This window comes from Streptomyces noursei, from assembly GCF_016917755.1.
Lineage (GTDB): Bacteria > Actinomycetota > Actinomycetes > Streptomycetales > Streptomycetaceae > Streptomyces > Streptomyces yunnanensis.
Map to the genome: position 1 here is coordinate 2,437,143 of NZ_CP070326.1, position 26,901 is coordinate 2,464,043.

Annotated in this window: 24 protein-coding genes; 3 read left to right on the top strand and 21 right to left on the bottom strand. The window is 72.5% G+C overall.

Features of this window, described 5'->3' with window-relative positions; genetic code table 11:
- Window positions 1-16 precede the first annotated feature (16 nt).
- From JNO44_RS10735 to rpsD, 13 genes are all read right to left on the bottom strand, one after another.
- The gene (locus tag JNO44_RS10735; protein ID WP_205363390.1) at window positions 17-1,141 is read right to left on the bottom strand and encodes an aminopeptidase P family protein; all 1,125 of its coding nucleotides are present in this window, start codon (window positions 1,139-1,141) and stop codon (window positions 17-19) included.
- A 66-nt stretch (window positions 1,142-1,207) separates the two neighbouring features.
- Window positions 1,208-2,098: a Pro-rich N-terminal domain-containing protein gene (locus JNO44_RS10740; RefSeq protein ID WP_205363391.1), complete on the bottom strand. Its 891-nt coding sequence runs from the start codon at window positions 2,096-2,098 to the stop codon at window positions 1,208-1,210.
- 229 nt (window positions 2,099-2,327) lie between these two features.
- Window positions 2,328-2,768 (bottom strand): type II 3-dehydroquinate dehydratase, encoded by a 441-nt coding sequence (gene aroQ / locus JNO44_RS10745; protein ID WP_039638021.1) that lies wholly within the window; start codon window positions 2,766-2,768, stop codon window positions 2,328-2,330.
- Window positions 2,765-3,934, bottom strand: a complete 1,170-nt coding sequence (gene aroB / locus JNO44_RS10750) for a 3-dehydroquinate synthase (protein WP_205363392.1) — start codon at window positions 3,932-3,934, stop codon at window positions 2,765-2,767. Before aroB ends, aroQ begins: the two co-directional genes overlap by 4 nt.
- Window positions 3,931-4,485 carry a shikimate kinase gene (locus JNO44_RS10755; protein ID WP_205363394.1) on the bottom strand — a complete coding sequence of 185 codons (555 nt, stop codon included), beginning with the start codon at window positions 4,483-4,485 and terminating at the stop codon, window positions 3,931-3,933. The genes aroB and JNO44_RS10755 overlap by 4 nt, the downstream gene beginning before the upstream one ends.
- Complete coding sequence (aroC, locus tag JNO44_RS10760) at window positions 4,482-5,666, bottom strand: chorismate synthase (RefSeq protein ID WP_205363396.1); 1,185 nt, start codon at window positions 5,664-5,666, stop codon at window positions 4,482-4,484. Before aroC ends, JNO44_RS10755 begins: the two co-directional genes overlap by 4 nt.
- Before the next feature lie 114 nt (window positions 5,667-5,780).
- The gene (locus tag JNO44_RS10765; RefSeq protein ID WP_205363398.1) at window positions 5,781-6,617 is read right to left on the bottom strand and encodes a shikimate dehydrogenase; all 837 of its coding nucleotides are present in this window, start codon (window positions 6,615-6,617) and stop codon (window positions 5,781-5,783) included.
- Window positions 6,618-6,627: 10 nt separating this feature from the next.
- A complete protein-coding gene (mltG, locus tag JNO44_RS10770) occupies window positions 6,628-8,544 on the bottom strand; it encodes an endolytic transglycosylase MltG (protein WP_205363399.1) in 1,917 nt (638 codons plus the stop codon).
- A gap of 126 nt (window positions 8,545-8,670) precedes the next feature.
- Entirely contained in the window at window positions 8,671-9,135 is a 465-nt protein-coding gene (ruvX, locus tag JNO44_RS10775) for a Holliday junction resolvase RuvX (RefSeq protein WP_205369667.1), read from the bottom strand.
- Between the two features lie 14 nt (window positions 9,136-9,149).
- Window positions 9,150-11,819 (bottom strand): alanine--tRNA ligase, encoded by a 2,670-nt coding sequence (gene alaS / locus JNO44_RS10780; protein WP_205363401.1) that lies wholly within the window; start codon window positions 11,817-11,819, stop codon window positions 9,150-9,152.
- A complete protein-coding gene (locus tag JNO44_RS10785; protein WP_039638013.1) occupies window positions 11,819-12,154 on the bottom strand; it encodes a DUF6167 family protein in 336 nt (111 codons plus the stop codon). The genes alaS and JNO44_RS10785 overlap by 1 nt, the downstream gene beginning before the upstream one ends.
- Before the next feature lie 8 nt (window positions 12,155-12,162).
- Window positions 12,163-12,597 (bottom strand): DUF948 domain-containing protein, encoded by a 435-nt coding sequence (locus JNO44_RS10790; protein ID WP_229921457.1) that lies wholly within the window; start codon window positions 12,595-12,597, stop codon window positions 12,163-12,165.
- Between the two features lie 441 nt (window positions 12,598-13,038).
- Window positions 13,039-13,650: a 30S ribosomal protein S4 gene (gene rpsD / locus JNO44_RS10795; protein WP_039638011.1), complete on the bottom strand. Its 612-nt coding sequence runs from the start codon at window positions 13,648-13,650 to the stop codon at window positions 13,039-13,041.
- Window positions 13,651-13,832: 182 nt separating this feature from the next.
- On the opposite strand from rpsD, the gene JNO44_RS10800 reads away from it, so the two are divergent.
- The gene (locus JNO44_RS10800; protein ID WP_205363403.1) at window positions 13,833-14,585 is read left to right on the top strand and encodes a DUF2470 domain-containing protein; all 753 of its coding nucleotides are present in this window, start codon (window positions 13,833-13,835) and stop codon (window positions 14,583-14,585) included.
- Window positions 14,586-14,608: 23 nt separating this feature from the next.
- On the opposite strand, the gene JNO44_RS10805 is transcribed toward JNO44_RS10800, so the two are convergent.
- From JNO44_RS10805 to JNO44_RS10820, 4 genes are all read right to left on the bottom strand, one after another.
- Window positions 14,609-15,970 carry a replication-associated recombination protein A gene (locus JNO44_RS10805; RefSeq protein ID WP_205363405.1) on the bottom strand — a complete coding sequence of 454 codons (1,362 nt, stop codon included), beginning with the start codon at window positions 15,968-15,970 and terminating at the stop codon, window positions 14,609-14,611.
- Between the two features lie 106 nt (window positions 15,971-16,076).
- A complete protein-coding gene (locus JNO44_RS10810; RefSeq protein WP_039638008.1) occupies window positions 16,077-16,718 on the bottom strand; it encodes a vitamin K epoxide reductase family protein in 642 nt (213 codons plus the stop codon).
- A 194-nt stretch (window positions 16,719-16,912) separates the two neighbouring features.
- A complete protein-coding gene (gene hisS, locus JNO44_RS10815; RefSeq protein WP_067353823.1) occupies window positions 16,913-18,175 on the bottom strand; it encodes a histidine--tRNA ligase in 1,263 nt (420 codons plus the stop codon).
- 12 nt (window positions 18,176-18,187) lie between these two features.
- Entirely contained in the window at window positions 18,188-18,904 is a 717-nt protein-coding gene (locus JNO44_RS10820; protein WP_102923657.1) for an MBL fold metallo-hydrolase, read from the bottom strand.
- Between the two features lie 225 nt (window positions 18,905-19,129).
- On the opposite strand from JNO44_RS10820, the gene JNO44_RS10825 reads away from it, so the two are divergent.
- Together JNO44_RS10825 and JNO44_RS10830 are read left to right on the top strand one after the other, a co-directional pair.
- A complete protein-coding gene (locus JNO44_RS10825) occupies window positions 19,130-19,939 on the top strand; it encodes a peptidylprolyl isomerase (RefSeq protein WP_205363407.1) in 810 nt (269 codons plus the stop codon).
- 241 nt (window positions 19,940-20,180) lie between these two features.
- The gene (locus JNO44_RS10830) at window positions 20,181-21,410 is read left to right on the top strand and encodes a DUF349 domain-containing protein (RefSeq protein WP_205363409.1); all 1,230 of its coding nucleotides are present in this window, start codon (window positions 20,181-20,183) and stop codon (window positions 21,408-21,410) included.
- A 67-nt stretch (window positions 21,411-21,477) separates the two neighbouring features.
- On the opposite strand, the gene JNO44_RS10835 is transcribed toward JNO44_RS10830, so the two are convergent.
- From JNO44_RS10835 to JNO44_RS10850, 4 genes are read right to left on the bottom strand one after another with little or no spacing between them, the layout of a single operon-like run.
- The gene (locus JNO44_RS10835; RefSeq protein WP_205363411.1) at window positions 21,478-22,620 is read right to left on the bottom strand and encodes a caspase, EACC1-associated type; all 1,143 of its coding nucleotides are present in this window, start codon (window positions 22,618-22,620) and stop codon (window positions 21,478-21,480) included.
- On the bottom strand, window positions 22,604-22,999 hold the full coding sequence (locus JNO44_RS10840) for an effector-associated constant component EACC1 (RefSeq protein ID WP_205363413.1): 396 nt from the start codon (window positions 22,997-22,999) through the stop codon (window positions 22,604-22,606). The genes JNO44_RS10835 and JNO44_RS10840 overlap by 17 nt, the downstream gene beginning before the upstream one ends.
- On the bottom strand, window positions 22,992-24,287 hold the full coding sequence (locus JNO44_RS10845; RefSeq protein ID WP_205363415.1) for a serine/threonine-protein kinase: 1,296 nt from the start codon (window positions 24,285-24,287) through the stop codon (window positions 22,992-22,994). The genes JNO44_RS10840 and JNO44_RS10845 overlap by 8 nt, the downstream gene beginning before the upstream one ends.
- 43 nt (window positions 24,288-24,330) lie before the next feature.
- Window positions 24,331-26,871 carry a RelA/SpoT family protein gene (locus JNO44_RS10850; protein ID WP_205363417.1) on the bottom strand — a complete coding sequence of 847 codons (2,541 nt, stop codon included), beginning with the start codon at window positions 26,869-26,871 and terminating at the stop codon, window positions 24,331-24,333.
- Between the last annotated feature and the right edge of the window lie 30 nt (window positions 26,872-26,901).

Sequence of the window (26,901 nt, forward strand, 5' to 3'; positions counted from 1 at the left end):
CAGCGAGCCCGGTGGCTCACAGGGCGAGCAGCTCCTTGGTCGTGATCGTGAGTAGCTCGGGTCCGCCGTCCGCCTCGGGGCGGACGACGAGGGTGTCGTCGATCCGGACACCCCCACGGCCCGGGATGTGGACCCCTGGCTCGACGGTGACCGGCACGCAAGCGTCCAGTTTACCCATGGCGCCGGGTGACAACTGAGGGTCCTCGTCGATTTCGAGTCCGACACCGTGCCCGGTCCACGGTCCGAGGCCGTCGCCGTGCCCCGCCGTCTCCAGGATAAGACGGGTCACCCGGTCCACCTCGTGGCACTCCACGCCCGGCGCCAGCGCCTCCCGACCGGCCTTCTGGGCGGCGAAGACCAGGTCGTACAGCTCGATCTGCCAGTCCGCCGGGGTGGTGCCGATGACGAAGGTCCGGCCGATCTCGCAGCGGTAGCCGCGGTAGTTCGCGCCCAGCCCGACGGTCAGGAAGTCGCCCTCCTCGACGCGCCGGTCGGTGGGCAGGTGCCCGGCGCGCCCGGAGTTCGGGCCGGTGGCGACGGAGGTGGGGAAGGCCGGGCCGTCCGCGCCGTGGTCGACCAGGCGGCGCTCCAGTTCGAGCGCGAGGTGCCGCTCGGTGCGGCCGACCAGGATCGACTCCAGGAGCTCGCCCAGCGCCTGGTCGCTGATCTCTGCGGCGATCCGCAGACAGGCGATCTCGTCGTCGTCCTTCACCAGCCGCTGCGCCTCGACGGCGCAGGCCAGGTCGGCGAGCCGCATCCGTGGGGCGACCTGGGACAGCGCCCGGTGGCGGGTGACGGTGAGGTGGTGCTCCTCGACGGCCAGGACCTCCGCGCCCGCCTTGGCGGCCAGGCCGGCGGCGGCCACGACGGGGTCGGTGTCGCGGGCGGGCAGCACCGTGACCCGTACGTCGTCGGCGGGCCGCCCCTCGGTGGGGTCACCGGTCAGCGGACGGCAGCAGACCAGAACATCGCAGCCGGGGCCGCCGGGGCCGCCGGGGCCGAGCAGCAGGGCGGCGCCGGGTGGGGTGCAGCCGGTGAGATAGCGGACGTTGGCGGGACGGGAGATCAGGGCGGCGGTACTTCCGGTTGCGGCGCAGCGGTCGCGCAGCTGCGCGCGTCGGACTGCGTACAACTCGGACATATCGCCAGCGTACGACCGCTCTCCCCGGGCGGCCGTTCGAGACGGCCGGCCGGGGGACGGGACCGGCTACCAGCTGGGCGGGCTGGCGAGGCCGCGGGCGACGACCTCGTCGAGGGCCCGCACGGTGGTGGCGACGTCGTGCTGGGAGTTGTCGATGATCGGCAGACCGGAGCCGTACCAGCCGGCCATCCGGCCGTGGATCCGGGCCACTTCCTCGTCGGAGAGGCGGCGGTTGCCGGTGCGCCGGGCGTTGCGCTCCAGGACGACCTCCAGGCCCGGGAGCAGCACGATCGGCAGCAGGCCGGGGCCGACGTGGCGTTTCCAGCCGCCGAGGCCGACCACCGGGCGGTCCGGGAAGACCGCGTCGTCGAGGATGCAGGAGATGCCGTTGGCGAGGAAGTTGCGGGCGGCGAAGCCGCAGGTGCGGCGGGCGAGCCGGTACTGCGCCTCGGAGTGGTCGTTCCAGCCGGACTGCGGGTCCGCGAAACCGGCCCGGACCCATTCCCGGACGTCGTCCAGGCTGATGTGCGCGGTCGGCACCCGCCGGGTGTCGGCCCAGTGCCGGGCGACGCTGGTCTTGCCGGCGCCGGCCGGGCCGATCAGCAGCACCGCGACGGCGGCGTGCGCGGCGTCCGGGGTGGCGTTGCTGGGCACCGGGACGAGGGCGCCGGGGGGCAGCTGGATGTGGCCGGTGATGTCCCCGCTGTGCGGGGTGGGCGAGCTCGGGTGCGGCGCGGCGGGCGGGGCCTGGTGGGGTGCGGGGGCGGGCCAGCCGCCCTGGCCCGGGGCGGCTGGCACCGGCGGGGCGGGAGGCGGCGGCGGGACCGCGGGGGCGTGCGGCGCGCCGGGCGGGTGGGGCTGGCCGGGGTGCGGCGTCCAGTTCATGCTCATGCCGGCGCCTTGGGTGTGAAGCGGGCCGCGGGGCGGTGGCAGCGGAGCCCCCACTGCGTACTGCATCCGGTGGCTCTCCGTCTCGTGCGGTCGACGTGGTGCGGGGCGGCGCACCGGGCAGGGCGGCCCGGTGCGCCGTGGCGGCAACTACGGGGCGGGCACGGGCCGTTGGTGCCCCACCGCCGGGCGGTGCTGCGGTGAACCGTACTCCCCCGGCGGCTGCCGGAAGGTGTCCCTACCCCCGGCGTCCGTCGAATGAACGGCCGAGGGGACGGGTGTGTGGCCGACGCGCCGGTCAGGCGTCCAGTTCCTCGGCGAGGGCGCGCAGCGCGAGGCGGTACGAGCCGATGCCGAAGCCGGCGACGGTGCCGCTGGCGACGGCCGCGATGACCGAGGTGTGGCGGAACTCCTCGCGGGCGTACGGGTTGGAGATGTGCACCTCGATCAGCGGGGCGGTCCGCTGGGCCGCCGCGTCCCGCATCGCGTACGAGTAGTGCGTGAAGGCACCGGGGTTGATGACGACCGGGAGGGAGCCGTCGGCCGCCTCGTGCAGCCAGCGGACCATCTCGCCCTCGTCGTTGGTCTCCCGGACCTCGGTCTCCAGGCCCAGCTCCTTGCCGAGCCGGGCGCACTCGGCGACCAGCCCGGCGTAGGAGGTGGCGCCGTAGACGTCGGGCTCGCGGGAGCCCAGCCGGCCCAGGTTGGGACCGTTGAGGACCAGCACCCGGCGGCTCATGAGGCGATCTCCGCGTGCGCGGCGAGCAGCATCGCCGGGTCCGGGCTCTCCAGGACGACCGGCTTGGCCAGGCCGTCCAGGACGATGAAGCGGAGCCGGTCGCCGCGGGACTTCTTGTCGACCTTCATGGTCTCCAGCAGCTTGGGCCACTGGTCGCCGCGGTAGCTCAGCGGCAGTCCGACGGAGGCCAGGACGGCGCGGTGCCGGTCGGCGGTGGCGTCGTCCAACCGGCCGGCGATCCGGCCGAGTTCGGCGGCGAAGACCATGCCGACGGAGACCGCGGCACCGTGCCGCCAGTTGTAGCGCTCGTTCTTCTCGATGGCGTGGGCCAGGGTGTGGCCGTAGTTGAGGATCTCCCGCAGGCCGGACTCCTTGAGGTCGGCGGAGACCACCTCGGCCTTGACCCGGATGGCCCGCTCGATCAGCTCGGCGGTGTGCGGGCCGTCGGGGCGCTTGGCGCCCTCCGGGTCGGCCTCGATCAGGTCGAGGATCACCGGGTCGGCGATGAAGCCGGCCTTGATGACCTCGGCCAGCCCGGAGACGTAGTCGTGGACCGGGAGGCTGTCGAGCGCGGCCAGGTCGCACAGCACCCCGGCCGGCGGGTGGAAGGCACCGACGAGGTTCTTGCCCTCGGCGGTGTTGATGCCGGTCTTGCCGCCGACCGCGGCGTCCACCATGCCCAGGACGGTGGTCGGAACGGCGATCCAGCGCACTCCGCGCAGCCAGGTCGCGGCGACGAAGCCGGCGAGGTCGGTGGTGGCGCCGCCGCCCACGCCGACGATCACGTCGGTGCGGGTGAAGCCGGTCTGGCCGAGCGCCTTCCAGCAGTAGGCGGCGACCTCGGCGGTCTTGGCCTCCTCGGCGTTGGGCAGCTGGATGGCGATCGCCTCGTAGCCCTGCGCGGCCAGGTCCTCGCGCAGCGCCTCGCCGGTGGCGGCCAGCGCCTCGGGGTGCAGCACGGCGACGCGTTGGACACTGTGGCGCGGTGGGGGTCCCCCCGGTCGGAGACCGGGGGAGCCTCCGCCTGGGGTGGCGGCGGGCGACGGGCGGGCTCCGGTGCCGATCAGGCCGGGGAGTTCGCCCAGCAGCTGCCGCCCGACGAGGACCTCGTACGGATCGGTGCCGGCGGTACCGCCGACCTGGATGCGGGTGGCGTGCTCCGTCATGCCTGTTCCTCCCTGCCGGCGGGGCGCGCGGGCTCCGCGGCCGGCCGTAGCTCCAAAGCGGCCACGATCGCGTCGGCGACGGCCGCGGGGGTGCGGTCCCCGGTGGCGATCACGGCCCGGGCGACCTCGGTGTAGAGCGGGCGGCGCCGCTCCATCAGCTCGCGCCACTGCTTGCGCGGGTTGACCGCGAGCAGCGGGCGGGGCGCGTCCAGCCCCACCCGCTTGACGGCGTCGGCGAGTTCGACGTCCAGGAAGACCACCGGCAGGCCGGTCAGCAGCTTCCGGGTGCCGTCGTCCATGATCGCGCCGCCGCCGAGCGACAGCACGCCGGGGTGGGTGTCGAGGGCGGTGCGGACCGCCTCCCGCTCCAGCTCGCGGAAGTGCCCCTCGCCGTCCTCGATGAAGATCTCGGCGATCGGCTTGCCGGCGGTGACGACGATGTCGGCGTCGGTGTCGCGGTAGCCGACGCCGAGCCGCTCGGCCAGCAGCGCGCCCACGGTGGACTTGCCGGCCCCGGGCGGGCCGACCAGCACGACGACGGGCGCGGTCACTTGATCGCCAGGTTGTCGAGGAAGCTCCGGACGTTGCGGTGGGTCTCCGGCACGCTGTCGCCGCCGAACTTCTCCACCACCGCGTCGGCCAGCACCAGCGCCACCATCGCCTCGGCGACGATGCCGGCGGCCGGGACCGCGCAGACGTCGGAGCGCTGGTGGTGCGCCTTGGTGGCCTCGCCGGTGGTGACGTCGATCGTCGCCAGCGCCCGCGGCACGGTCGCGATCGGCTTCATCGCGGCCCGGACGCGCAGGAGTTCACCGGTGGTCAGGCCGCCCTCGGTGCCGCCGGAGCGGCCGGAGGCGCGCCTGATGCCCTCGTCGGTGGCGACGATCTCGTCGTGCGCCTGGGAGCCGGGCACCCGCGCCAGGTCGAAGCCGTCGCCGACCTCGACGCCCTTGATGGCCTGGATGCCCATGAGGGCGGCGGCCAGCCGGGCGTCCAGCCGGCGGTCCCAGTGGACGTGCGAGCCGAGGCCGACCGGCACGCCGTAGGCCAGCACCTCGACGACGCCGCCGAGCGTGTCGCCGTCCTTGTGGGCCTGGTCGATCTCGGCGACCATCGCCTTCGACGCGTCGGCGTCCAGGCAGCGCACCGGGTCGGCGTCCAGCTTCTCGACGTCGGCGGGCGTGGGGTAGACGCCGTAGGGGGCCTTGGCCGAGGCCAGCTCGACGACGTGCGAGACGATCTCGATGCCGGCCGTCTCCTTCAGGAAGGAGCGGGCGACGGTGCCCAGGGCGACCCGGGCCGCGGTCTCGCGGGCGGAGGCGCGCTCCAGGATCGGGCGGGCCTCGTCGAAGCCGTACTTCTGCATGCCGGCGAGGTCGGCGTGGCCGGGGCGGGGCCGGGTCAGCGGGGCGTTGCGGGCCAGCGCGGCCAGCTCCGCCTCGTCCACCGGGTCGGCGGCCATGACCTGCTCCCACTTGGGCCACTCGGTGTTGCCGACCATGATTGCCACCGGGGAGCCCAGCGTCCGGCCGTGCCGCACGCCGCCGAGGAAGGTGACCTCGTCCTGCTCGAACTTCATCCGGGCACCGCGGCCATAGCCGAGCCGGCGGCGGGCCAGGGCGTCCGCCACCATCTCCGTGGTGATCGGCACGCCGGCGGGAAGGCCCTCCAGCGTCGCCACGAGTGCGGGGCCGTGCGACTCCCCCGCCGTCAGCCAGCGCAACCTGCTCAACGGTGCTCCTCAGTACTGCTCATATGCTGCTCATCCGCGTACGGTCTCCCCTGATCCTCCCACGTCGCACCGGTCGTGTGGCGCGCCGTCCAGGGTGCGGACCGAAGCGACCGGTCAGCGGGCCGCGAGCGCCGACTCGCCGGCCCGGCGCATCGCGGCGAGCGGCGCCGGCGCCCGGCCGGTCATCTGCTCGACCTGGAGGACGGCCTGGTGGACCAGGAGGTCCAGACCGCCGACGACGGCGCCGCCGCGGTCTGCCCAGGCGGCGGCCAGCGCGGTCGGCCAGGGCTCGTAGAGCACGTCGAAGAGGGTGCCCGGCCGGTCGGGGACGGCGGCGGCGAGCGGGTCGGTGCTGCCCGCCGGGGTGGTCGCGATGACCAGCGGTGCCTCGAAGGCCGCGGCGGCGTCGTCCCAGAGGGCGGTGCGGACCGGGACCCCCAGCCGCTCGCCCCAGCCGCGCATCTCGTCGGCGCGCGCCGCGCTGCGGACGTACGCGGTGACCTCGCCGGTGCAGATCCGGGCGAGCGCGGCCAGCGCCGAGGAAGCGGTGGCGCCGGCGCCGAGCACGGCGGCCCGCTCGACCTGCTGGACGCCGCGTTCGCGCAGCGCGGCGAGCATGCCGGGGATGTCGGTGTTGTCGCCGCGCCGGCGCCCGTCGGGGGTGAACACGACGGTGTTGACCGCCTCCACGGAGGCCGCGGTGGGGCTGATCTCGTCCAGCAGCGGGATCACCGCGCGCTTGAGCGGCATGGTCAGCGACAGGCCCGCCCACTGGGGGCCGAGCTTCTCCAGGAACGCGGGCAGGGCAGCCTCGTCGACCTCGTACCGGCCGTACTCCCAGCCGGTCAGACCGAGTTCGTCGTAGGCGGCGCGGTGCAGCACCGGCGAGAGGGAGTGCGCGATGGGCGATCCGAGGACCGCCGCCTTCTTGTGCTCGGGGCTGTGGGACACCGGTCGGCCTTCAGTTTCCGTTCTGCTTCTGTTCTTGCTGCCGCTTGTTGAATTCCTGGACGAGCTTCGAGTGGTCGGCGTAGTTGGTGGTGAAGTCCGTCTTCTTGCCGTCCACCGAGATGAAGTAGAGCCACTTCTCGGAGTCGTCCGGATTGATCGTCGCCTTCAGCGCGTCCGCGCCGGGGTTTCCGATCGGACCGGGCGGCAACCCCCGGTAGAAGTACGTGTTGTAGGGGTCGTCGAAGTTCCGGATCTCCTTCGTACTGATATTGATCTTGCTCTGGTTCTTGAGGTAGTTGAACGTCGAGTCGAATTCCAGCTTCTGGTTCGTGGCGGTGTTTGTCGGGGCCAGTCGGTTGTAGACGACGGCCGCCATCTTTCGGAAGTCATCGTGCGTCATGCCCTCGGCCTGGGTGAGGCTGGCGACGGTGATGAGCTGGAGCGGAGAATCCAGATGGAACTTCTTGGCGTTCGTTTCGAGATCGTACTTCTGGTATTCCTGGGTGGCCCGCGAGATCATCTGCTTGAGCACGTCCGCGGGTTTGGCGTGATCGCCGACGCTGTACGTCGAGGGGTAGAGGAAGCCCTCCAGCGGGTCCTTGATCTTCGGGGAGTCGCCGGCCCAGGACGGCAGGCCGAGGTTCTTGGCCTGGCTGTGCGCGATCTCCTTGGTGGTGCCCGTCGTGAGCTTGAGCTTCTTGTCGATCAGCTCGTAGACCGCGCTGGACCGCAGGCCCTCCCGGATCGTCAGACCGTTGCGGCTCTTGGGATCCAGCATGAGGTCGATGGCGGACGCCGCCGACATCTGCTTGCGCAGCGTGTACGTCCCGGGCTGGAGGCTCTGCGCCTTCTTGTTGTCACGGGCCGCCTCGGTGAACGCGCCGGCGCTCTTGATCACGCCGTCGCGGGCGAGGATCGTACCCATCTCGGAGAGCGGCACCCCGTCCGGAATGTCCACCTGGACCTCGCCGCTGCCCTCGCCCTCGTAGTCGGGGGACGAGCCGAAGTGGCGCATGAAGAAGTCGTAGCCGAAGTAGCCGACGCCGCCGACGACACCGGTCAGGGCGAGGGTCACGACCAGGCAGGCGGTACCGCTGCGCCGCTTGTTCTTCTTGTTCTTGTTCTTCCGGCCCCGGCGATCGCGGCCGGACTGCCGGTCGTCCTCGTCGTCGTGGCCGTCGTCCTCGGCGTCCGGGTCGTCGGCGAAGAACGGGTGGTCCCGCTCCGGGGCGCGCGGCTCCAGCTCGTCGGCGTCCGGTGCCGCCCGCCAGTCGTCGCCGGCGCGCGGCTCGTCGTGGTGCGGGCCGGTCTGCGGGTGCTGCGGGTGCGGGGCCTGTCCGTAAGGCTGTCGGTGCGGGTCCGCCGGGGTCTGCTCCGGCATCCCGTGCTGCGGGGCCGGCGGCTGGGCGGGCATCTGCTGGGTCCCGTCGAGCGCATAGCCGTCGTGGCCGGCGTAGTACTCCTGGCCGGCGTAGTGCTGGCCGGGGTGCTGTTGGCCGGGGTGCTGCGGGGCCCGGTAGTCCTGGCCCGGCTGGAGGTAAGGGTCGGCCTGCGGGTGCTGCGCGTAGGGGTCGTACGGGTCGTACGACCCCTGGCCGCCCGGCTGCTGGGTGCCGTCCCAGCCGCCGTGGCCCGCCGGGTACTGCTGAGGGTGCTGCGGGTGCTGCGGGTGCTGCTGGTGCTGCTGGTGCTGCTGGTGCTGCTGGTGCTGCTGGTGCTGCTGGTGCTGCTGGTGCTGCTGGTGCTGCTGGTGCTGCTGGTGCTGCTGGTGCTGCTGGTGGGGGTACTGCTCCTGGGGATACCCGGCGGGCTGCTGTCCGGCCCACTGTGGCTGCTGATCCTGGCTTCCGTACTGACCCCGGTCTCCGTAGAGCGGGTCGTCGGGATGCCACGGTTCGGAGCCGTAGCCCCGGCCATACTCGGTCATCGATCCCCTAGAGCCGCGAGGCGGGGCGCTCCATCCGGGCAGCGCCTGACGTACCGTTCCGCCTCTACTTGCACGCGCGGCTGTTCGAACCGCCGCCACAACGCGCGGAACGTTACCGTACCGCGATCAGATGACCACTTCGACGTGCTCCCCGGGCGGCCGCCCGGAGGTCCGTTCGGTCTCCAACGCGCTCTGGAGGATGACCACCGCGGCGGCCTGGTCGACCACCGAGCGGCCCTTCTTGCTGCGGACGCCGGAGGCCCGCAGCCCGTGGGTCGCGGTGACCGTCGACATCCGCTCGTCGACCAACCGGACCCCGACGGGGGCGATGTTCCCGGCGAGTTCCTGGGCGAACGCCCGGACCTTGGCCGCGGCCGGCCCCTCTCCCCCACTGAGGGAGCGGGGCAGGCCGACCACGACTTCGAGCGGCTCGTACTCCTCGACGATCGCCTTGAGCCGCCGGTGCGCCGCCGGGACGTCCCGCCCCGGCACAGTCTCGACGGGGGTGGCGAGGACCCCGTCGGGGTCGCACGAGGCGACCCCGATCCGGGCGTCCCCGACATCCACGGCGATGCGGCGGCCGCGTCGCATCTCACTCACGGCCGTCAGGCCGCCTCGGCCACGAGGCGCTCGACGGCCTCGACGGCCTCGGGCACCGCGGCGGCGTTCTGCCCGCCGCCCTGGGCGACGTCCGGCTTGCCGCCGCCGCCACCGCCGAGCGTCTTGGCCGCGGTGCGGACCAGGTCGCCGGCCTTGATGCCGCGCTCGCGGGCAGCCTCGTTGGTGGCGATGACGGTCAGCGGGCGGCCGCCCGCCACGGTGAACAGGGCCACCACGACGGCGCGGTCGCCCTGGATCCGGCCGCGCACGTCGAGGACCAGCTTGCGCAGGTCGTCGGCGGAGGTGCCGTCCTGGACCCGGGCGGCGACCAGGGCCACCCCGCGGACGTCCTTGGCGCCCTCGGCCAGCCCGGCCGCGGCCTGCAGCACCTTCTCCGCGCGGTACTTCTCGATCTCCTTCTCGGCGTCCTTCAGCTTGGCCAGGACACCGGAGATCTTCTCCGGCAGTTCCTCGGGGCGCCCCTTGACCAGCTCGGTGAGCTGCGAGACGACGGTGTGCTCACGGGCCAGGAAGCGGTAGGCGTCCACGCCGACCAGGGCCTCGACGCGGCGCACGCCGGAGCCGATGGAGGACTCGCCGAGCAGCTTCACCAGGCCCAGCTGGGCGGTGTTGTGGACGTGCGTACCGCCGCACAGCTCCTTGGAGAAGTCACCGATGGTGACCACGCGGACCCGCTCGCCGTACTTCTCGCCGAACTCGGCGATGGCGCCCTGCTTCTTGGCCTCGTCCATGCTCATGACCTCGGCGTGCACGTCGAGTTCACGGGCCAGGACGTCGTTGATCTTCTGCTCGACGTCGGTGAGGACCGAGCCGGGCACGGCCGTCGGCGAACCGAAGTCGAAGCGGAAGCGGCCCGGGGAGTTCTCCGAACCGGCCTGGGCGGCCGTCGGGCCCAGGGCGTCGCGCAGCGCCTGGTGGGTGAGGTGGGTGGCGCTGTGGGCGCGGGCGATGGCCCGGCGGCGCTGGATGTCGATGCCGGCGTACGCGGCGGAGCCGAGCACCACCTCGCCGACCTGCACCACGCCCTTGTGGACGGTGACGCCGGGGACCGGCTGCTGGACGTCGCGCACCTCGACGACGGCGCCGTTGTCCAGCTTGATGCGGCCGGTGTCGGCGAGCTGGCCGCCGCCCTCGGCGTAGAACGGCGTGCGGTCCAGCACGACCTCGACGTCGTCGCCCTCGTGGGCGGCCGGGGCGCAGGCGCCGTTGACCACCAGGCCGACGACGGTGGACTCGCCCTCGGTGTCGGTGTAGCCGGTGAAGACCGAGGAGCCGGAGGTGTCGGCGATCTCGCGGTACGCCGACATGTCGGCGTGGCCGTGCTTCTTGGCCTGGGCGTCGGCCTTGGCGCGCTCCCGCTGCTCCTTCATCAGGCGGCGGAAGCCGTCCTCGTCCACCGACAGGCCCTGCTCGGCGGCCATTTCGAGGGTGAGGTCGATCGGGAAGCCCCAAGTGTCGTGGAGCAGGAACGCCTTGTCGCCGGCGAGCACCGTGCCGCCGCCGGCCTTGGTCTCGGTCACCGCGCTGTCGAGGATGTTGGTGCCGGCCTTGAGGGTCTTGAGGAAGGCGGCCTCCTCGGCGAGGGCGACCGTCTCGATCCGCTTGCGGTCCTCCAGAAGCTCCGGGTACTGCTGCCCCATCGCCCGGATGACCACGTCGAGCAGGTCACCGACGACCGGGCCGGTGGCGCCGAGCAGGCGCATGTTGCGGATGGCGCGGCGCATGATGCGGCGCAGGACGTAGCCGCGGCCCTCGTTGCCGGGGGTGACGCCGTCGCCGATGAGCATCGTGGAGGTGCGCATGTGGTCGGCGACCACGCGCAGCGAGACGTCGGAGTCGACGGCGGCGCCGTAGCGGACGCCGGTGAGCTCGCCGGCCTTGTCGATGACCACGCGGAGGGTGTCGGTCTCGTACATGTTGTGCACGCCCTGCAGGATCATGGCGAGGCGTTCCAGGCCGAGGCCGGTGTCGATGTTCTTCGACGGCAGCTCGCCGAGGATCTCGAAGTCCTCCTTGCCGATGCCCTGGCCGCGCTCGTACTGCATGAAGACCAGGTTCCAGATCTCCACGTAGCGCTCGTCGTTGACGGCCGGGCCGCCCTCGACGCCGAACTCGGGGCCCCGGTCGTAGTTGATCTCCGAGCACGGGCCGCAGGGGCCCGGGACGCCCATGGACCAGTAGTTCTCCTTCTTGCCCAGGCGCTGGATGCGCTCCTTGGGCACCCCGACGACCTCGTGCCAGATGCGCTCGGCCTCGTCGTCGTCCAGGTAGACGGTGATCCAGAGCTTCTCGGGCTCCAGGCCGTAGCCGCCCTCCGCCACGGGAGTCGTCAGCAGCTCCCAGGCGTACTTGATGGCGCCTTCCTTGAAGTAGTCGCCGAAGGAGAAGTTGCCGCACATCTGGAAGAACGTGCCGTGCCGGGTGGTCTTGCCGACCTCTTCGATGTCCGGCGTGCGGACGCACTTCTGGACGCTGGTGGCGGTCTTGAACGGGGGCTTGACCTCGCCGAGGAAGTACGGCTTGAAGGGGACCATGCCCGCCGGGACCAGGAGCAGCGTCGGGTCGTCCGCGATGAGCGACGCCGACGGCACGACGGTGTGCCCGCGCTCTTCGAAGAAGCGCAGCCAGCGGCGGCGGATTTCAGCCGACTCCATCAGTGGTCCTCATTTCCGGTCGGTCCGGTCAGGCCGGGTGTTCTCGTGGTTCGGTAGGGCAGGTGAGGCACCGCGCGGCGCGGTGCCGGCAGCTCGCGCACCTCGGTGGGCTCCGCGAGCCCGAGGGCGTCGTGCAGTTGCTCTTCACGGTCCGCCATTCCGGCCCGTACGTCCAATGCAAATTGACGCAGCCGGTGTCCGGTCTCGACGGCCTTGTCCGCGGCCTGCGCGGCGAGGCTGTCGGGCTGCAGCTTGCGCAGCTTCTGGTGGACCTTGTTGGTGGCCCACACCCCGGCGGCGGCGCCGGTGGTGAACCAGAATGCACGGCGGAACATCGCGGTGATCAGTCCTTGGAGCGACGGGAGCGGCGCCCACCGCGGCGGGCGCCGGGCAGGGTGCGGCCGACGACGACGGTGCGGTCCGGCTCGGGCAGGCCCTTCTTGCCGATCGCACGCCGTACGCCGTAGCCGAACGCGGCGACCTTGACCAGCGGCCCGCCGAAGGCGGAGGAGACGGTCGAGGAGAGCGCCGAGGCGTTGGCGGTGACCTCTTGGACGTCGGCGGCGATGGCGTCGACGCGGGCGAGCTGGGTGTGCGCGGAGCGGACGGTCTCGGACGCGTCGGCGAGGAGCGGAACGGCCTGCTCGGACACCTGGGTCACCATCTTGGTGGTCGCCTTGAGGGTCTGTGCGAGCCTCACCAGCACGAGGGCGAGGAACGACACGAGGATCGCCCAGAAGACGGCCACGAGGATCCCGGCCACCTCTCCACCGGACACGCTGGCACCACACTCCGACTGGTCTGCTCTGGTCTGGTCTCGTCCTGCTCGAACGGCAACCTTGACCTTATCGCGCCGTGACTGTCCGTCCGTACCGCGTCGCCGTTCCCGTCCGGGTCGCCAAGAGGGGGGAGCGCACGGTCCGTTGCGATGCGACCACGCTCCGTCGGGCGTGCGGCGCCTCGCGCGGCGGCGCCGCCCACCGTCGCGGGGTGCGGCCATCGCTCCTCACCGGACGGTCCGGCACGGCGGCGGCCGCGCGCAGCCACCGGGAACGGGACTCGACCACCCCTGAACTCCCGTGCGCTGGAAGGGAGTTGACCGCCGGATCGGCAGCCCGGGAGGCACGGATCACCGCCCCGGAAACGCGCCGGCCCGCCGGCTCCCCGTCCACGAGTGGAGGGGGAGCCGGCGGGCTGGGCGGTGCGCCGGCCGAGTGGATCAGCGGGCGTAGTACTCGACGACGAGCTGCTCGTCGCAGATCACCGGGATCTCCTTGCGGTTGGGGTCCCGGTCCAGGCGGAACGCCAGCGCCTGGAGGTTGACCTCCAGGTAGCGCGGGGTCTCGCCGTCGGTGGCGTAGCCACCCTCACGGGCAACCTGGAAGGGGTGCTTCTCGCGGCTGCGCTCGCGGACCATCACGACGTCGCCGGGGCGGACGCGGAAGGACGGCTTGTCGACCTTGCGGTCGTTGACCGAGATGTGGCCGTGGACGACCATCTGGCGGGCCTGGTAGATGGTCCGGGCCAGGCCGGAACGCAGGACGAGCGCGTCCAGACGGCGCTCAAGCTCGACGATCAGGGCCTCGCCCGTCTTGCCTTCGACCTTCCGAGCGCGGTCGTAGGCACGGACCATCTGGCGCTCGCTGATGTCGTACTGAGCGCGCAGACGCTGCTTCTCCAGCAGTCGGACCTTGTAGTCGCTGCTCTGCTTGCGGCCACGGCCGTGCTCGCCGGGCGGGTAGGGACGGGCCTCGAAGTACTTGACGGCCTTCGGCGTCAGCGCGATGCCGAGCGCGCGGGACTTCTTGACCTTGGGACGCGACTGGTTCACGTGGAACGTTCCTCCATGTAAGTTAGGTGAGGCTTACCTTAGCGCGAGGAGAACGCATGTTTCGACCTGGGATCCACCTGCCCGGCGCAGACCGCACCGGGACGGGTCAGCCGCGTCCCGTGGAAGACGCCCAGCGGCCCTCGGCGGCTGAGCGCGTACGAACTCTCGTCGACTCCCATGGTATGGCGTCGCTGGACATCCCCGGAGTCGAGGATTCCGACGAGACCGGCCTCTCGGCTCCCGTCTGCCGGACCGTGACGCCCGAAGGAGACGTGCTGCTCTTGGTTCCTGGGGGTTCCGCGGCCGCTCGGGCCGCCGCGCACGCCCAGGACGACGACCTTCCCGCCGTGATGGAGATCACGGATGTGGCGCCGGTTTCGGTGCCCCACCGGATCCGCGGCCGGGCCTGGGTGGCCGGCTGGCTCACCCCCGTGCGCAACGAGCAGCGCGCCCGGGCTGCGATGCTGCTCGCCGAGCGGCACCCGGTCGGCGAGCTGCTGGGCATCGACGAGGCCCTGGCACCGGACCCGGCACCGGGCCTCTACGGGCGGCCCGCCTGGATGCTGCTGCGCCTGGAGGTCGGCGAGGGTGCGGTGGACGACCTGTGGGGCGCGGAGTCCTTCGAACCGGAGGAGTTCGCCGCCGCGGCACCCGACCCGCTGGTCGCCCACGAGGCGGAGCTGCTCCAGCACCTGCACGCGGCCCACGCCGAGCAGGTGCGCGGGCTGTGCGCGCTGCTCGGCGAGCGCGGCGAGGTCTGCGGGCTGCGCGACCGGGCCGTGCCGGTGGGCCTGGACCGCTTCGGGCTGCGGGTCCGCTTCACCGATGGCGACCGGCGGACCTTCGACGCCCGCTTCGACTTCCCCCAGCCGGTCCGGGACATCGTCGAGCTGCGCCGGGCGATGCACGTCCTCTTCGAGGCCGCGGCGAGCTGACCGCCCGGCCCGACCCCGGCCGGTCAGTCGCCGCCGCTCTCGCCGCGCAGCCGGGCCCGCACCCGCTCGGCGACATCGGCGTAGCGCGCCTCGGTGCCGTGCCGGGTGGGGGTGTAGTAGCGCGTGCCGTGCACCGCGTCCGGGGCGTACTGCTGGGCCGCGATGCCGCCCGGCAGGTCGTGCGGGTACTGATAGCCCTGACCGTGACCGAGCTTCTGGGCGCCCTTGTAGTGGCTGTCGCGCAGGTGGGCGGGCACCGGCCCGGCCTTGCCGGCCCGGACGTCCGCCAGCGCGGCGTCTATCGCCAGATACGCGGCGTTCGACTTCGGGGCGAGGGCGAGCGCGATGGTGGCCTGGCTCAGCGTGATCCGGGCCTCGGGGAAGCCGATCAGCGCCACCGCCTGGGCGGCGGCCACCGCCGTCTGCAGCGCCGTCGGGTCGGCCAGGCCGATGTCCTCGCTGGCCGAGATCATCAGGCGGCGGGCGATGAACCGCGGGTCCTCCCCCGCCTCGATCATCCGCGCCAGATAGTGCAGCGCGGCGTCCACGTCGGAGCCGCGGATGGACTTGATCAAGGCGCTGGCGACGTCGTAGTGCTGGTCGCCGTCCCGGTCGTACTTCACCGCCGCGCGGTCCACCGCCTCCTCCAGCGTCTGGAGGGTGATCTCCTGCTCCCGCTTGGCCAGCGCGGATCCGGCGCCCGCCTCCAGGGCCGTGAGCGCCCGCCGGGCGTCGCCGCCCGCGATCCTCAGCAGATGGGCCTCGGAGTCCTCGGGGAGGGTGACCGCCCCGCCGAGCCCGCGCTCGTCGGTCAGCGCCCGGCGCAGCAGGCCCCGCAGGTCGTCGTCGGTGAGCGGTTCGAGGGTCAGCAGCAGGGAGCGGGAGAGCAGCGGGGAGATCACCGAGAAGTACGGGTTCTCGGTGGTGGCGGCGATCAGCGTCACCCAGCGGTTCTCCACCGCGGGCAGCAGGGAGTCCTGCTGGGCCTTGCTGAAGCGGTGGATCTCGTCGAGGAAGAGGACGGTCTCCTTGCCGTAGCCGCCCGAGGCGCGGCGGGCGCCGTCGATGACCGCCCGGACCTCCTTGACGCCGGCCGTGATCGCGGAGAGCTCGACGAAGCGCTTGTTCGTCGCCTGGCTGACGACGTACGCCAGGGTCGTCTTGCCGATGCCGGGCGGGCCCCACAGGAACACCGACGACGGGCCCGCCGGTCCTCCCGCGCCCTCGCCGACCAGCCGCCGCAGCGGCGAGCCGGGCTTGAGCAGATGCTGCTGCCCGACGACCTCGTCGAGGGTGCGGGGGCGCATGCGTACGGCGAGAGGGGACCCCGCTGGGTCCTTCTCCTGACGGTCTTCCGCGGCGGCGGTGAACAGGTCGGGCTCCACGCCTACGGAGCCTATGCCACCCCACTGACAACGCCCCGGCCGCCGGGGTCGGCGGGCCGGGGCGGAGAGGCGGTTCCGGACGGGTCCGGACGGGCTCCGGGGCGGCTCAGAGCAGGCTGCTCCAGTACGACCACCAGCGGGTCAGGATCAGCAGCGCGATCACGCCGTACCAGAGCACCGGGACCACCCAGTGGAACTCCAGGACCGCGTCGCGCAGCCCCCGGGGCGCCGGGATGATGCCGTGCTTGAGGTTGTGCACGGTGGTGTACCAGAACATCAGGATGGTCACGCACCAGGTCAGCGTGCACCACAGGCAGAGCGCGTTGATGTCGTAGAGCGACTGGGTCATCAGCCACATGCAGAAGACCGCGGCCAGCAGCGTGCCGACGTTGAGGCCGAGCCAGTACCAGCGGCGGAAGCGGGCACCGGCCAGCAGGGCCATGCCGATCGCGACGACCACCCCGAAGCCGACCAGCCCGGCCATCGGGTTGGGGAAGCCGAAGACCTCCGCCTGCTTGCTCTGCATGACGCTGCCGCAGGAGATGATCGGGTTGAGGCTGCAGGCCGGCTTGAAATTCGGGTCCTTCAGCAGCTCGAACTTGTCCAGGGTGATGACCCAGGCGGCCAGCCCGCCGAGCGCACCGGTGATCACCAGGAGCAGGGCGAAGGCGCGACCGGAGCCGGTCGTCTCCGCGGCGCCCACGTGGTCGTCGTCGGTGGACACGTCGTCAAGCTCTGTCGTCGTCATATGGCCGTTCCGTCGGTCCCGTGGGAGGTGTCACCCGGCCGGCGGACCCGGCCGCGACCTTCATTGTGCCGCACCTCCCTGTGAACCCGGGGCGCTCTGCGCGGATGCGGGGTGATTCGGTGCGGCCGCCGTTGACGCGAGGGGCCCGGACGGCGCGCTGCCGTCCGGGCCCCTCGGGATCTGAAGGTTCGGGCTCAGCCCAGTGCCCGCCGGACCTCGTCGACCACCGCGTCCAGCGCGATCGGGGTCTGCTCGCCGCTCACCAGGTCCTTGAGCTGGACCACGCCCTCGGCCAGGTCCCGCTCGCCGGCGACCAGGGCCAGCCGGGCACCGGAACGGTTGGCGGACTTCATGGCGTTCTTCAGGCCCTTGCCGCCGTAGGCGAAGTCGGTCGCGACACCGGCCCGGCGCAGCTCGGTGACCTTGCCGAACAGCACCCGGCGGGCCTCCTCGCCGAGCGGGACGGCGTAGACGGCGGTGGCGGCCGGGATGTCGAGGGTGATGCCCTCGGCCTCCAGGGCGAGCACCGTGCGGTCCACGCCCAGCGCCCAGCCGACGGACGGCAGCGCGGGGCCGCCGATCATCTCGGACAGGCCGTCGTAGCGACCGCCGCCGCCCACCGCGGACTGCGAGCCCAGGCCGTCGTGGACGAACTCGAAGGTGGTGCGGGTGTAGTAGTCCAGGCCACGGACCAGCTTCGGGTCGTCCTCGAAGGCCACACCCGCCGCGGTCAGCAGCTCGCGCACCTGCTCGTGGTAGGTCTTGCACGCCTCGCAGAGGTAGTCGCGCAGCATCGGCGCGCCGATCAGCTGCTCCTGGACCGCCTCGCGCTTGTCGTCCAGGACCCGCAGCGGGTTGATCTCGATCCGGCGGCGGGTGTCCTCGTCCAACTGCAGCCCGCGCAGGAAGTCCTGGAGCGCGGCGCGGTAGACGGGGCGGCACTCCTTGTCGCCGAGCGAGTTCAGCAGGATCCGGAAGTCGCGCAGGCCCAGCGAGCGGTACGCCTGGTGGGCCAGGATGATCAGCTCGGCGTCCAGCGCCGGGTCCTCCGCGCCGATCGCCTCTGCGCCGACCTGCGAGAAGTGCCGGTAGCGGCCCTTCTGCGGGCGCTCGTAGCGGTAGTACGAGCCGGAGTACCAGAGCTTGACCGGGAGGTTGCCGCCCTTGTGGAGGTTGGCCTCCAGCGCGGCGCGCAGCACGGAGGCGGTGCCCTCGGGGCGCAGGGCGAGCTTGTCGCCGCCCTTGGTCTCGAAGGCGTACATCTCCTTGGTGACGATGTCGGTGGACTCACCGACACCGCGGGCGAACAGCTCGACGTTCTCGAAGCCGGGCGTCTCGATGTAGCCGTAGCCGGAGTTCCTCAGCGGTACGGAGATCGCCTCGCGCACCGCGAGGTACGTCGCGGAGTTCGGCGGGATCAGGTCGTAGGTGCCCTTGGGTGCCTGAAAGGTGCTCACGGAAGGTTCTCGTCACATTCCTCGTCGCGGAGCGGCGGTCGGGATGCCGTCTCCGAGGCCGGCGGCCACCTGCCGGAGGAAGGGGTTGGTGGCGCGCTCGCGGCCGATGGTGGTCTGGGGGCCGTGGCCGGACAGGACGACGGTGGAGTCCTCCAGCGGCAGGCACACGCGTGCCAGCGACGTGAGGATCTCGGCGTGGTCGCCGCCCGGCATGTCGGTACGTCCGATGGAGCCGGCGAACAGCAGGTCGCCCGAGAAGAAGACCGAGGGGATGTCGGCCTGCTCGGGCATCCGGAAGGTCACCGACCCCTTGGTATGGCCCGGGGCGTGCGCAACCGAGAACTCCAATCCGGCCAGTTCCAGGAGGCTGCCGTCGGCCAGTTCCTTGACGTCGTCCGGCTCGCCCACGGTCAGCTCGCCCATGAGCTGCTGACCGATGGAGCGGCCCAGGGCCTTCTCCGGGTCGCTCATCATGTAGCGGTCCTCGGGGTGGATCCAGGCGGGGACGTCGTGCGCACCGCACACCGGGACGACGGACGCGACGTGGTCGATGTGGCCGTGCGTGAGGATCACCGCGACGGGCTTGAGCCGATGCTTCCTGAGCGCGTCCTCGACCCCGGGGGCCGCTTGGTGGCCCGGATCGATGATCACGCACTCCTCGCCGGCGGCGGGGGCGACCAGGTAGCAGTTGGTCCCCCAGGCCCCGGCGGGGAACCCGGCAATCAGCACGTTCGTCCTTAAAGATCGGCGGGGAGCGGCCAGCGGGGCCGCGCCCGGAACATCTCGGCAGCTCCAGAGCCTACCGGCGGGACTCCCGGCAGGGCGAACCCGTATACGGTACGGCCACGACCGGCGCCCGTCGTCGCACCTCCCGCCGCCCGCCCGGAACGGCGGGCGGGAGTCCGGCGAGGGGCCCGGCGGCAGCGATCGACGCCCAGGACAAGGAGGCGACCGGTGGTCAACAAGGACCGGCGGCGGCGCGAACTCGCCCGGCAGAAGTACGCGCGCCAGCAGCAGCGGCGGGTCGAGTCCGCGCAGCGGGCCAAGCGCCGCAACGTGCTCATCGCGGGCGTCGTGGCCGTGGCCCTGGCCGCGGGCGCCACCGCCTACGCGTCCGTCAAGCTGATCGGCGGCGACCGGTCGACCACCGACGACGCGTCCGCCGACCCGTGTGCCCGGCCCGCCCCGGGCACGCCGTCGAAGAAGACCTGGCCGAAGGAGCCGGCGATGGCGATCGACGCCTCGGCGCCGTACACCGCCCGACTGGCCACCACCTGCGGGCAGATCACGTTCACGATGGACGCGGCCAAGGCGCCGCACACCGTGAACTCGTTCGCCTTCCTCGCGGGCCAGGGCTACTTCGACCACAGCCGCTGCCACCGGCTGGTCGACCAGAACATCTACGTCCTGCAGTGCGGCGACCCCAAGGGCACCGGCGAGGGCACGCCCGGCTACACCCTGCCGGACGAGAACCTCAAGGACCCGCGGATCAAGGGCAATGTCTATCCGGCGGGCACGGTCGCCATGGCCAACCGCTACGACGGCACGAACCCCAAGACCCGCAATTCCGGCGGCAGTCAGTTCTTCCTCGTCTACAAGGACAGCCAGCTGCCGCCGAACTACACGCCGTTCGGCCGGGTCACCGGCGGGATGGACGTCCTGAAGAAGATCGCCGACGCCGGTTCGCACCCCGAACCGGCGACCGGCAACACCGCGCCCAACGCCACGGTGGTCATCGACCGGGCGACGGTCGGCAAATCCTGAGCGATCGGGCCGGCCGGGGGCGCGTTCCGGCGTCCCGGCGGCAATTTCGGTCGTGCTGGATGCGGACAGCCGACCTCCGGTCGCCTAGATTGGCGTTGTGTAGGGTGCCTGCTCCGACGGCCTGCCACCCTCACCGCAATTCAGCCCGTCGGACCGGCCGGGGCGCTGCCCCGCCGGACAGAAACTGTGGACGATGCCGGGGGGCCACAGGCCCGCGTCGGCATCATGTGGAGGAGGCGCTGTGAGCAGCGACCCATGGGGCCGCGTCGATGAGACGGGGACCGTGTACGTGCGTACCGCCGATGGCGAGCAGGTCGTCGGATCGTGGCAGGCGGGAACTCCCGAGGAGGCCCTCGCCTACTTCGAGCGCAAGTATGAGGGCCTGGTCGTGGAGATCGACCTCCTGGAACGGCGGGTCAAGACCACCGACCTCTCGGCGAAGGACGCACAGACCGCCATCGACCACCTGCGCCAGCAGGTCGACGAGCACCACGCGGTGGGCGATCTGGCGACGCTGGGCAAGCGGCTGGACGCGCTGGTAGCCGTGGTCGACTCGCGGCGCGAGGAGCGCCGGGCGGCCAAGGCCCGGCAGACGGACGAGGCCCGGCAGTCCAAGGAGAAGCTGGTCGCCGAGGCCGAGGAGCTGGCCGCCAGCGAGCAGTGGCGGGTGGCCGGCGAGCGGCTGCGGGCGCTGGTGGACACTTGGAAGGGCCTGCCGCGGCTGGACCGCAAGGCCGACGACGAGCTGTGGCACCGCTTCTCGCACGCCCGGTCGGCGTTCTCCAAGCGGCGCAAGGCGCACTTCGCCTCGCTGGACGCGCAGCGCGAGGACTCCCGCAAGGCCAAGGAGAAGCTGGTCGCCGAGGCCGAGTCGCTGTCCGGCTCCACGGACTGGGGGGCCACCGCCGCCCGCTACCGCGAGCTGATGCAGGACTGGAAGGCCGCCGGGCGCGCCCAGCGCGAGCACGAGGACGACCTGTGGAACCGCTTCCGCGGTGCGCAGGACGTCTTCTTCCAGGCGCGCGGCGAGGTCTTCGCGGAGCGGGACGCCGAGCAGCGGGAGAACCTGACCCGCAAGGAGGAGCTGGCCGCCGAGGCGGAGAAGCTGCTCCCGGTCACCGAACTGAAGGCGGCCCGGGCCGCGTTCCGGGGGATCAACGAGCGGTGGGAGGCCATCGGCCACGTGCCGCGGGACGCGCGTCCCAAGATCGAGGGCCGGATGCACGCCGTCGAGCGGGCCATCCAGGACGCCGAGGAGGCCGAGTGGCGGCGGACCAACCCTGAGGCGCGGGCCCGCGCCGCGGGGCTGACCGGTCAGCTCCAGGACGCCGTCGACAAGCTCCAGAAGCAGATCGACCAGGCCCGGGCGGCCGGCAACACCGCCAAGGCCGACAAGCTCGGTCGGGAGCTGGAGGGCCGCAAGGCGCTGCTGGACCAGGCGCTGAAGGGCCTGGAGGAGTTCGGCGGCTGAGCGGCCGCACCCCCTGTGACGGCCCGCCGGGATTCCCGGCGGGCCGTTCGGCCTGTTCCGGGGCGTTTCACAGCCGGCTGCGGTGGCCCGTCTCCATCAGGTCGAGGGCGTGCTTGAGCACCTCGCACGCCTGGATGTGGTTGCCGGACTCCTGGAGCAGGTCGGCCAGCCGCCGGCAGACCAGCACGGCCTCCGGGCCGTAGACCTGACGGGCCTGGTGGAACGCCTGCTCCAGGACCTCGATGGCCTCCTTGATCTGCCCGGTCTCGGCGAGGAGTTCGGAGAGCTCCAGCTGCACCGGCAGCAGGCTGCCCGCGTCCTTCGGGCCGCGCTCCCTGAGGGCGAGCCGGAGCACCGGCAGCGCGTCGCGGCTGTTGCCGGTCGCCCGCAGCATCCGCGCCAGACCGAGGCCGGACGCCACCATGGCGGCGCGGACCTCGGCGTCGAGCACCGGCCCGGCGGGGGCGCGGCGCTGCGCCAGCGCCCGGTTGCGGGCCAGCGGCAGCCGTCCCACGCCGTTCTCCTGCGCCCGCTGCGGCAGGGGCCGGTTCTTGGCGCCCAGCCGCTCGGTCAGCGCCCGGTAGAGGGTGTCGAGGTCGAGCAGTTCGGGGCCGTCGGTGAGGCCGTGCCGGAGGATGCCGAGCAGTTCGCCGGTGAAGGCGGTGTGCCGCTCGCCGTCCGGGGCCAGGGCGACCCGGTCCCGTGGGGAGGCGGTCAGGACGTACGCGCCGTCCACCGCGGCCCGGGCGGCCAGGACGTCGCCCCGGCCGGCGAGCGTGCGGACGGCCCGGCCGCTGAAGCAGCAGTCCAGGACGATGATCTTGCGGCGGGCCCGGGCGGACCGGATGGCGCCGCGCAGGTGCTGGTAGGCGACCGCGGTGTAGCCGACGCCGTCCCGGGAGCCGGTCAGGCCGAGGTAGAGGTCAGCCGACTCGGTGTCCCGCATGCCGTGGCCGGCGTAGTAGACGACGAGGGTGTCGGTGGCCTCGTCGCCGGCGCGGTGCACGGGGTCGAGCATCGCGTCGGCACTGCCCGGGTCGAGCACCACCTCGCAGTGCGGCTCCGGCAGGCCCCAGACCGTGGCGTCGCCAAGGGTGGCCGCCAGGTCGCGCAGGTTGGCCTCGACGGACGGGAGCGCGTCGAGGTGGCGGTAGGAGGCGGTGCCGAGCAGTACGGCCCGGGAGGTGGCCGGATCAGGCAGTCCGGTCATCGCCCCCGGGCTCCCGGGCCTCGTCGAGCAGAGCGGCGATCCGGCGCAGCGTCTCCGGGTCGCCGGCCGCGTCGCGCGGGATGCGGATCTCGATCTCGCCGGCGCGCAGGGTGAGTTCCGGGGCGCGGCGGCGGGCGTCCCGCCACTGGAGGACCGACACCGCGAGCGAGCCGCCGGAGACCGCGGTGCCGAGGGCCAGTTGGAGCAGGTCGAAGCCGAGGCCCATCTCGCCGGGCCGGGGGCCGCGGGAGGCGGTGAGGGTGCCGCGCACCTGGCGGTGCAGCCCCTCGTCCTCGTGCAACCACCGCATCAGGGAACGGAGTTCCTCCTCCGGGTCGCCGCCCGGTTCCGTTGCCGCCCGTACGTCGAGATCAGTCACGATCCCGCCCCCTCCTGTGTTCGGTTGCCGCGTTGACCCGTGAGAACAGTTCCAGTGCCTCCGCGCCGGCCCCGAGCCGCGCCAGGCACACCGCCTGCCAGTACTGGCTGGTCAGGGTGGTCGGATGATCCGGCCCCAGGGCCGAGGCGCAGACCTGGGCGACCGCGGTGATCATCCGCACCGCTTCCTGGATGTCGCCGCGCAGGACGAGGTTGACCGCCTCGCGCTGGCGGGACCGGGCGCTCTCCGCCGTCATGCTGCGCAGCAGCAGCTGGCGGGTGCCGTCGCTGAGCGTCAGCGGCCGGTGGACGTCCGGGCCGGCCGGCTCCGACTGCGGGATCGCCGCCCAGTCCAGCAGCTCCGGCGCGGAGGCGTCCAGGGCCGGCGGGCTGTAGACGAACTCCACGGCCTGCTCGCGGACGCAGCGCGCCACCAGCTCCCGCAGTCCCCGCCCGCCGTCCGCGTCCAGCAGCTCCGCCAGCGCCGCCTCGGTCTCCGCGGCGGACGGCCGGTCCCGCGGATCCTGCCGGCACAACGCGTCCACCAGCCGCGCCAGCTCCTCCGGGAGCCCGCCGCCGGCCCGGCCGGCCAACCGCGGGACGCCCGGGCCGACCGCCAGCTCCACCAGCGCGCCGACGTCGACGGCCTCGGTGCCCAGCGGCGGCGTGCCGGTCAGCATCAGGTACAGGCAGGCGCCGAGCCCGTACAAGTCGGCGGCGGCGCCGGGGAGTTCGCCCCGCATCAGGTCCGGGGCCATGTACTGCGGGGTGCCGATCAGCGCACCGGCCTGGGTGATGGCCGGTTCCTCGACGAGCCGTGCCAGGCCGAAGTCCTGCAGCACCACCCGGCCGGCGCGGGTGATCGCGACGTTGGTCGGTTTGACGTCGCGGTGCAGCACACCGGCCGCGTGGGCGGCGGCCAGCGCCCGGCACATGCCCAGCCCGACCTCGGCGGCCAGCGGTGGCGGCAGCGGCCCGTGCCTCTCGACCAGTTCCGCCAGTCCCACCCCGTCCAGCAGCTCCATCACGATGTACGGCGTGCCCTCGTGGACGCCGCTGTCGTAGACGTGCACCACTCCCGGGTGGCTGATCCGGGCCAGTCCCTGGGCCTCCCGCCGGAAGCGCCGCAGGGCCGTCGAGGCCGCGTCCGGACCGCCCACGGACAGCAGCCGTTTGACCGCCACCCGGCGGTCCAGACCGGTGTCCACCGCCTCGTGGACGGCGCCCATCCCGCCCCGGCCGATCAGCCGGACGAGGCGGTACCGCCCGCCGAGCACGTCCTCCCCCATCGCCCTCCCCCTCGTCTCCCCCGCCGTCCGCCCCGCGCCGCGCTCAGGGCCGACGTGCCGAGGTCACCCGGTAGACGTCGTAGACCCCCTCGACGCCCCGGACCGCCTTGAGCACATGGCCCAGGTGCTTGGGGTCGCCCATCTCGAAGGTGAAGCGGGAGGTGGCGACCCGGTCGCGGGAGGTCTGCACGGCCGCGGAGAGGATGTTGACGTGCTGGTCGGAGAGGACCCGGGTGACGTCCGACAGCAGCCGGGAGCGGTCCAGCGCCTCCACCTGGATGGCGACGAGGAAGACCGAGGACTGGGTCGGCGCCCACTCGACCTCCAGGATCCGCTCGGGCTGCCGGGAGAGCGAGTCCACGTTCACGCAGTCCGCGCGGTGCACCGAGACACCGCTGCCGCGGGTGACGAACCCGATGATGGGGTCGCCCGGCACCGGCGTACAACAGCGGGCCAGCTTCACCCACACGTCGTCCACGCCCTTGACGACCACGCCCGGATCGGCGCTGGACCGGCGCTTGGAGCGCGGCCGGATCGGCGTCGACTCGGCGATGTCCTCGGTGGCCTCGTCCTGTCCGCCGAGCGCCTGCACCAGCTTCTGGACGACGCCCTGCGCGGCGACATGGCCCTCGCCGATGGCGGCGTAGAGCGAGGAGATGTCCGGGTAGCGCATCTCGTGCGCGAGGGTGACCAGGGAGTCGCCGGTCAGGATCCGCTGGATCGGCAGGTTCTGCTTGCGCATCGCCCGGGCGATGGCGTCCTTGCCCTGCTCGATGGCCTCGTCGCGGCGCTCCTTGGAGAACCATGCGCGGATCTTGTTGCGGGCGCGCGGGGACTTCACGAAGCTCAGCCAGTCGCGGGACGGGCCCGCGCCGGGCGCCTTGGAGGTGAAGACCTCCACCAGGTCGCCGTTGTCCAGCGTCGATTCGAGCGGCACCAGACGGCCGTTGACCCGCGCCCCTATCGTGCGGTGGCCGACCTCGGTGTGCACCGCGTACGCGAAGTCGACCGGGGTGGCGCCGGCGGGCAGCGCTATCACGTCGCCCTTGGGCGTGAAGACGAAGACCTCGTTGCGCGAGAGGTCGAAGCGCAGCGACTCCAGGAACTCGCCCGGGTCCTCGGTCTCCTTCTGCCAGTCCAGCAACTGCCGCAGCCAGGCCATGTCGTTGACGGTGTCCTGGCCGACGCCCTTGCCGCTGCCCTTGGGCGCGTCGGTGCGCACCTTGGAGGCGCCGGCGACCGCCTCCTGCTTGTACTTCCAGTGCGCGGCGATGCCGTACTCGGCGCGCCGGTGCATGTCGAAGGTACGGATCTGGAGTTCAACGGGCTTGCCGCTGGGGCCGATCACCGTCGTGTGCAGCGACTGGTACATGTTGAACTTGGGCATCGCGATGTAGTCCTTGAACCGGCCGGGGACCGGATTCCACCGCGCGTGGATGGTGCCCAGGGCCGCGTAGCAGTCCCGGACCGTGTCGACGAGGACGCGGATGCCCACCAGGTCGTAGATCTCGGCGAAGTCGCGGCCGCGCACGATCATCTTCTGGTAGACGCTGTAGTAGTGCTTGGGCCGGCCGGTGACGGTGGCCTTGATGCGGGCGGCCCGCAGATCGGCCTGGACCTCGTCGGTCACTATCGCGAGGTACTCGTCCCGTTTGGGCGCCCGCTCGGCGACCAGCCGGACGATCTCGTCGTACATCTTGGGGTAGAGGATCGCGAAGGCGAGGTCCTCCAGCTCCCACTTGATGGTGTTCATGCCCAGCCGGTGCGCCAGCGGGGCGTAGATCTCCAGCGTCTCGCGGGCCTTCTTCTCCTGCTTCTCCCGCTTGAGGTAGCGCATGGTGCGCATGTTGTGCAGCCGGTCGGCGAGCTTGATGACCAGCACCCGCGGGTCCTTGGCCATCGCGACGACCATCTTGCGGACCGTCTCGGCCTGCGCCGCCTCACCGAACTTGACCTTGTCCAGCTTGGTGACGCCGTCGACGAGCAGCGCGACCTGGTCGCCGAAGTCCCGGCGCAGGGTGTCGAGCCCGTACTCGGTGTCCTCGACGGTGTCGTGCAGCAGCCCCGCCATCAGCGTCGCCGGGTCCATGCCCAGCTCGGCGAGGATGGTGGTCACCGCGAGCGGGTGGGTGATGTACGGGTCGCCGCTCTTGCGCTTCTGGCCGCGGTGCCAGCGCTCGGCGACCTGGTAGGCCCGCTCGACCTGGCGCAGGGTGGCCGTCTCGATCTTGGGGTCGTTGCTGCGCACGGCCCGCAGCAGCGGCTCCAGGACCGGGTTGTACGGGCTGGAGCGCTGGACGCCCAGACGGGCGAGGCGGGCCCGGACGCGGTTGGGCGAGCCGGAGCGGCCGACCGGACCGGCCGGCAGGTTCCTGGCCGGCGGCTGCGACGCCGGGGACGGGCGGGACCGGCCGGCGGGGGCCTGGGACGCGGTGGGCGCGGCGGTGCCGTCGGCCGCGCCCTGCCGCTCGGGCTTCGGCGCGTCGGAGGAAACCGCGGACTGCGGCTTCGGCTCGTCCGGGCGCACGGCGGGGGTTCCCGTCGGACGCGGTCCGGGGGAGAGCGGCTGGGCCTCGTCTGGCAAGAGCACTCCTCATGCGGGTACGGACCCCAG

What these genes read in the sequence shown, in the direction of transcription:
- JNO44_RS10735 (WP_205363390.1), bottom strand. Translation starts at nt 1,141, where the DNA reads ATGTCCGAGTTGTACGCAGTCCGACGCGCGCAGCTGCGCGACCGCTGC.
- JNO44_RS10740 (WP_205363391.1), bottom strand. Translation starts at nt 2,098, where the DNA reads ATGCAGTACGCAGTGGGGGCTCCGCTGCCACCGCCCCGCGGCCCGCTT.
- aroQ (WP_039638021.1), bottom strand. Translation starts at nt 2,768, where the DNA reads ATGAGCCGCCGGGTGCTGGTCCTCAACGGTCCCAACCTGGGCCGGCTG.
- aroB (WP_205363392.1), bottom strand. Translation starts at nt 3,934, where the DNA reads ATGACGGAGCACGCCACCCGCATCCAGGTCGGCGGTACCGCCGGCACC.
- mltG (WP_205363399.1), bottom strand. Translation starts at nt 8,544, where the DNA reads ATGACCGAGTATGGCCGGGGCTACGGCTCCGAACCGTGGCATCCCGAC.
- ruvX (WP_205369667.1), bottom strand. Translation starts at nt 9,135, where the DNA reads ATGCGACGCGGCCGCCGCATCGCCGTGGATGTCGGGGACGCCCGGATC.
- alaS (WP_205363401.1), bottom strand. Translation starts at nt 11,819, where the DNA reads ATGGAGTCGGCTGAAATCCGCCGCCGCTGGCTGCGCTTCTTCGAAGAG.
- JNO44_RS10785 (WP_039638013.1), bottom strand. Translation starts at nt 12,154, where the DNA reads ATGTTCCGCCGTGCATTCTGGTTCACCACCGGCGCCGCCGCCGGGGTG.
- JNO44_RS10800 (WP_205363403.1), top strand. Translation starts at nt 13,833, where the DNA reads ATGGCGTCGCTGGACATCCCCGGAGTCGAGGATTCCGACGAGACCGGC.
- JNO44_RS10810 (WP_039638008.1), bottom strand. Translation starts at nt 16,718, where the DNA reads ATGACGACGACAGAGCTTGACGACGTGTCCACCGACGACGACCACGTG.
- JNO44_RS10835 (WP_205363411.1), bottom strand. Translation starts at nt 22,620, where the DNA reads ATGACCGGACTGCCTGATCCGGCCACCTCCCGGGCCGTACTGCTCGGC.
- JNO44_RS10845 (WP_205363415.1), bottom strand. Translation starts at nt 24,287, where the DNA reads ATGGGGGAGGACGTGCTCGGCGGGCGGTACCGCCTCGTCCGGCTGATC.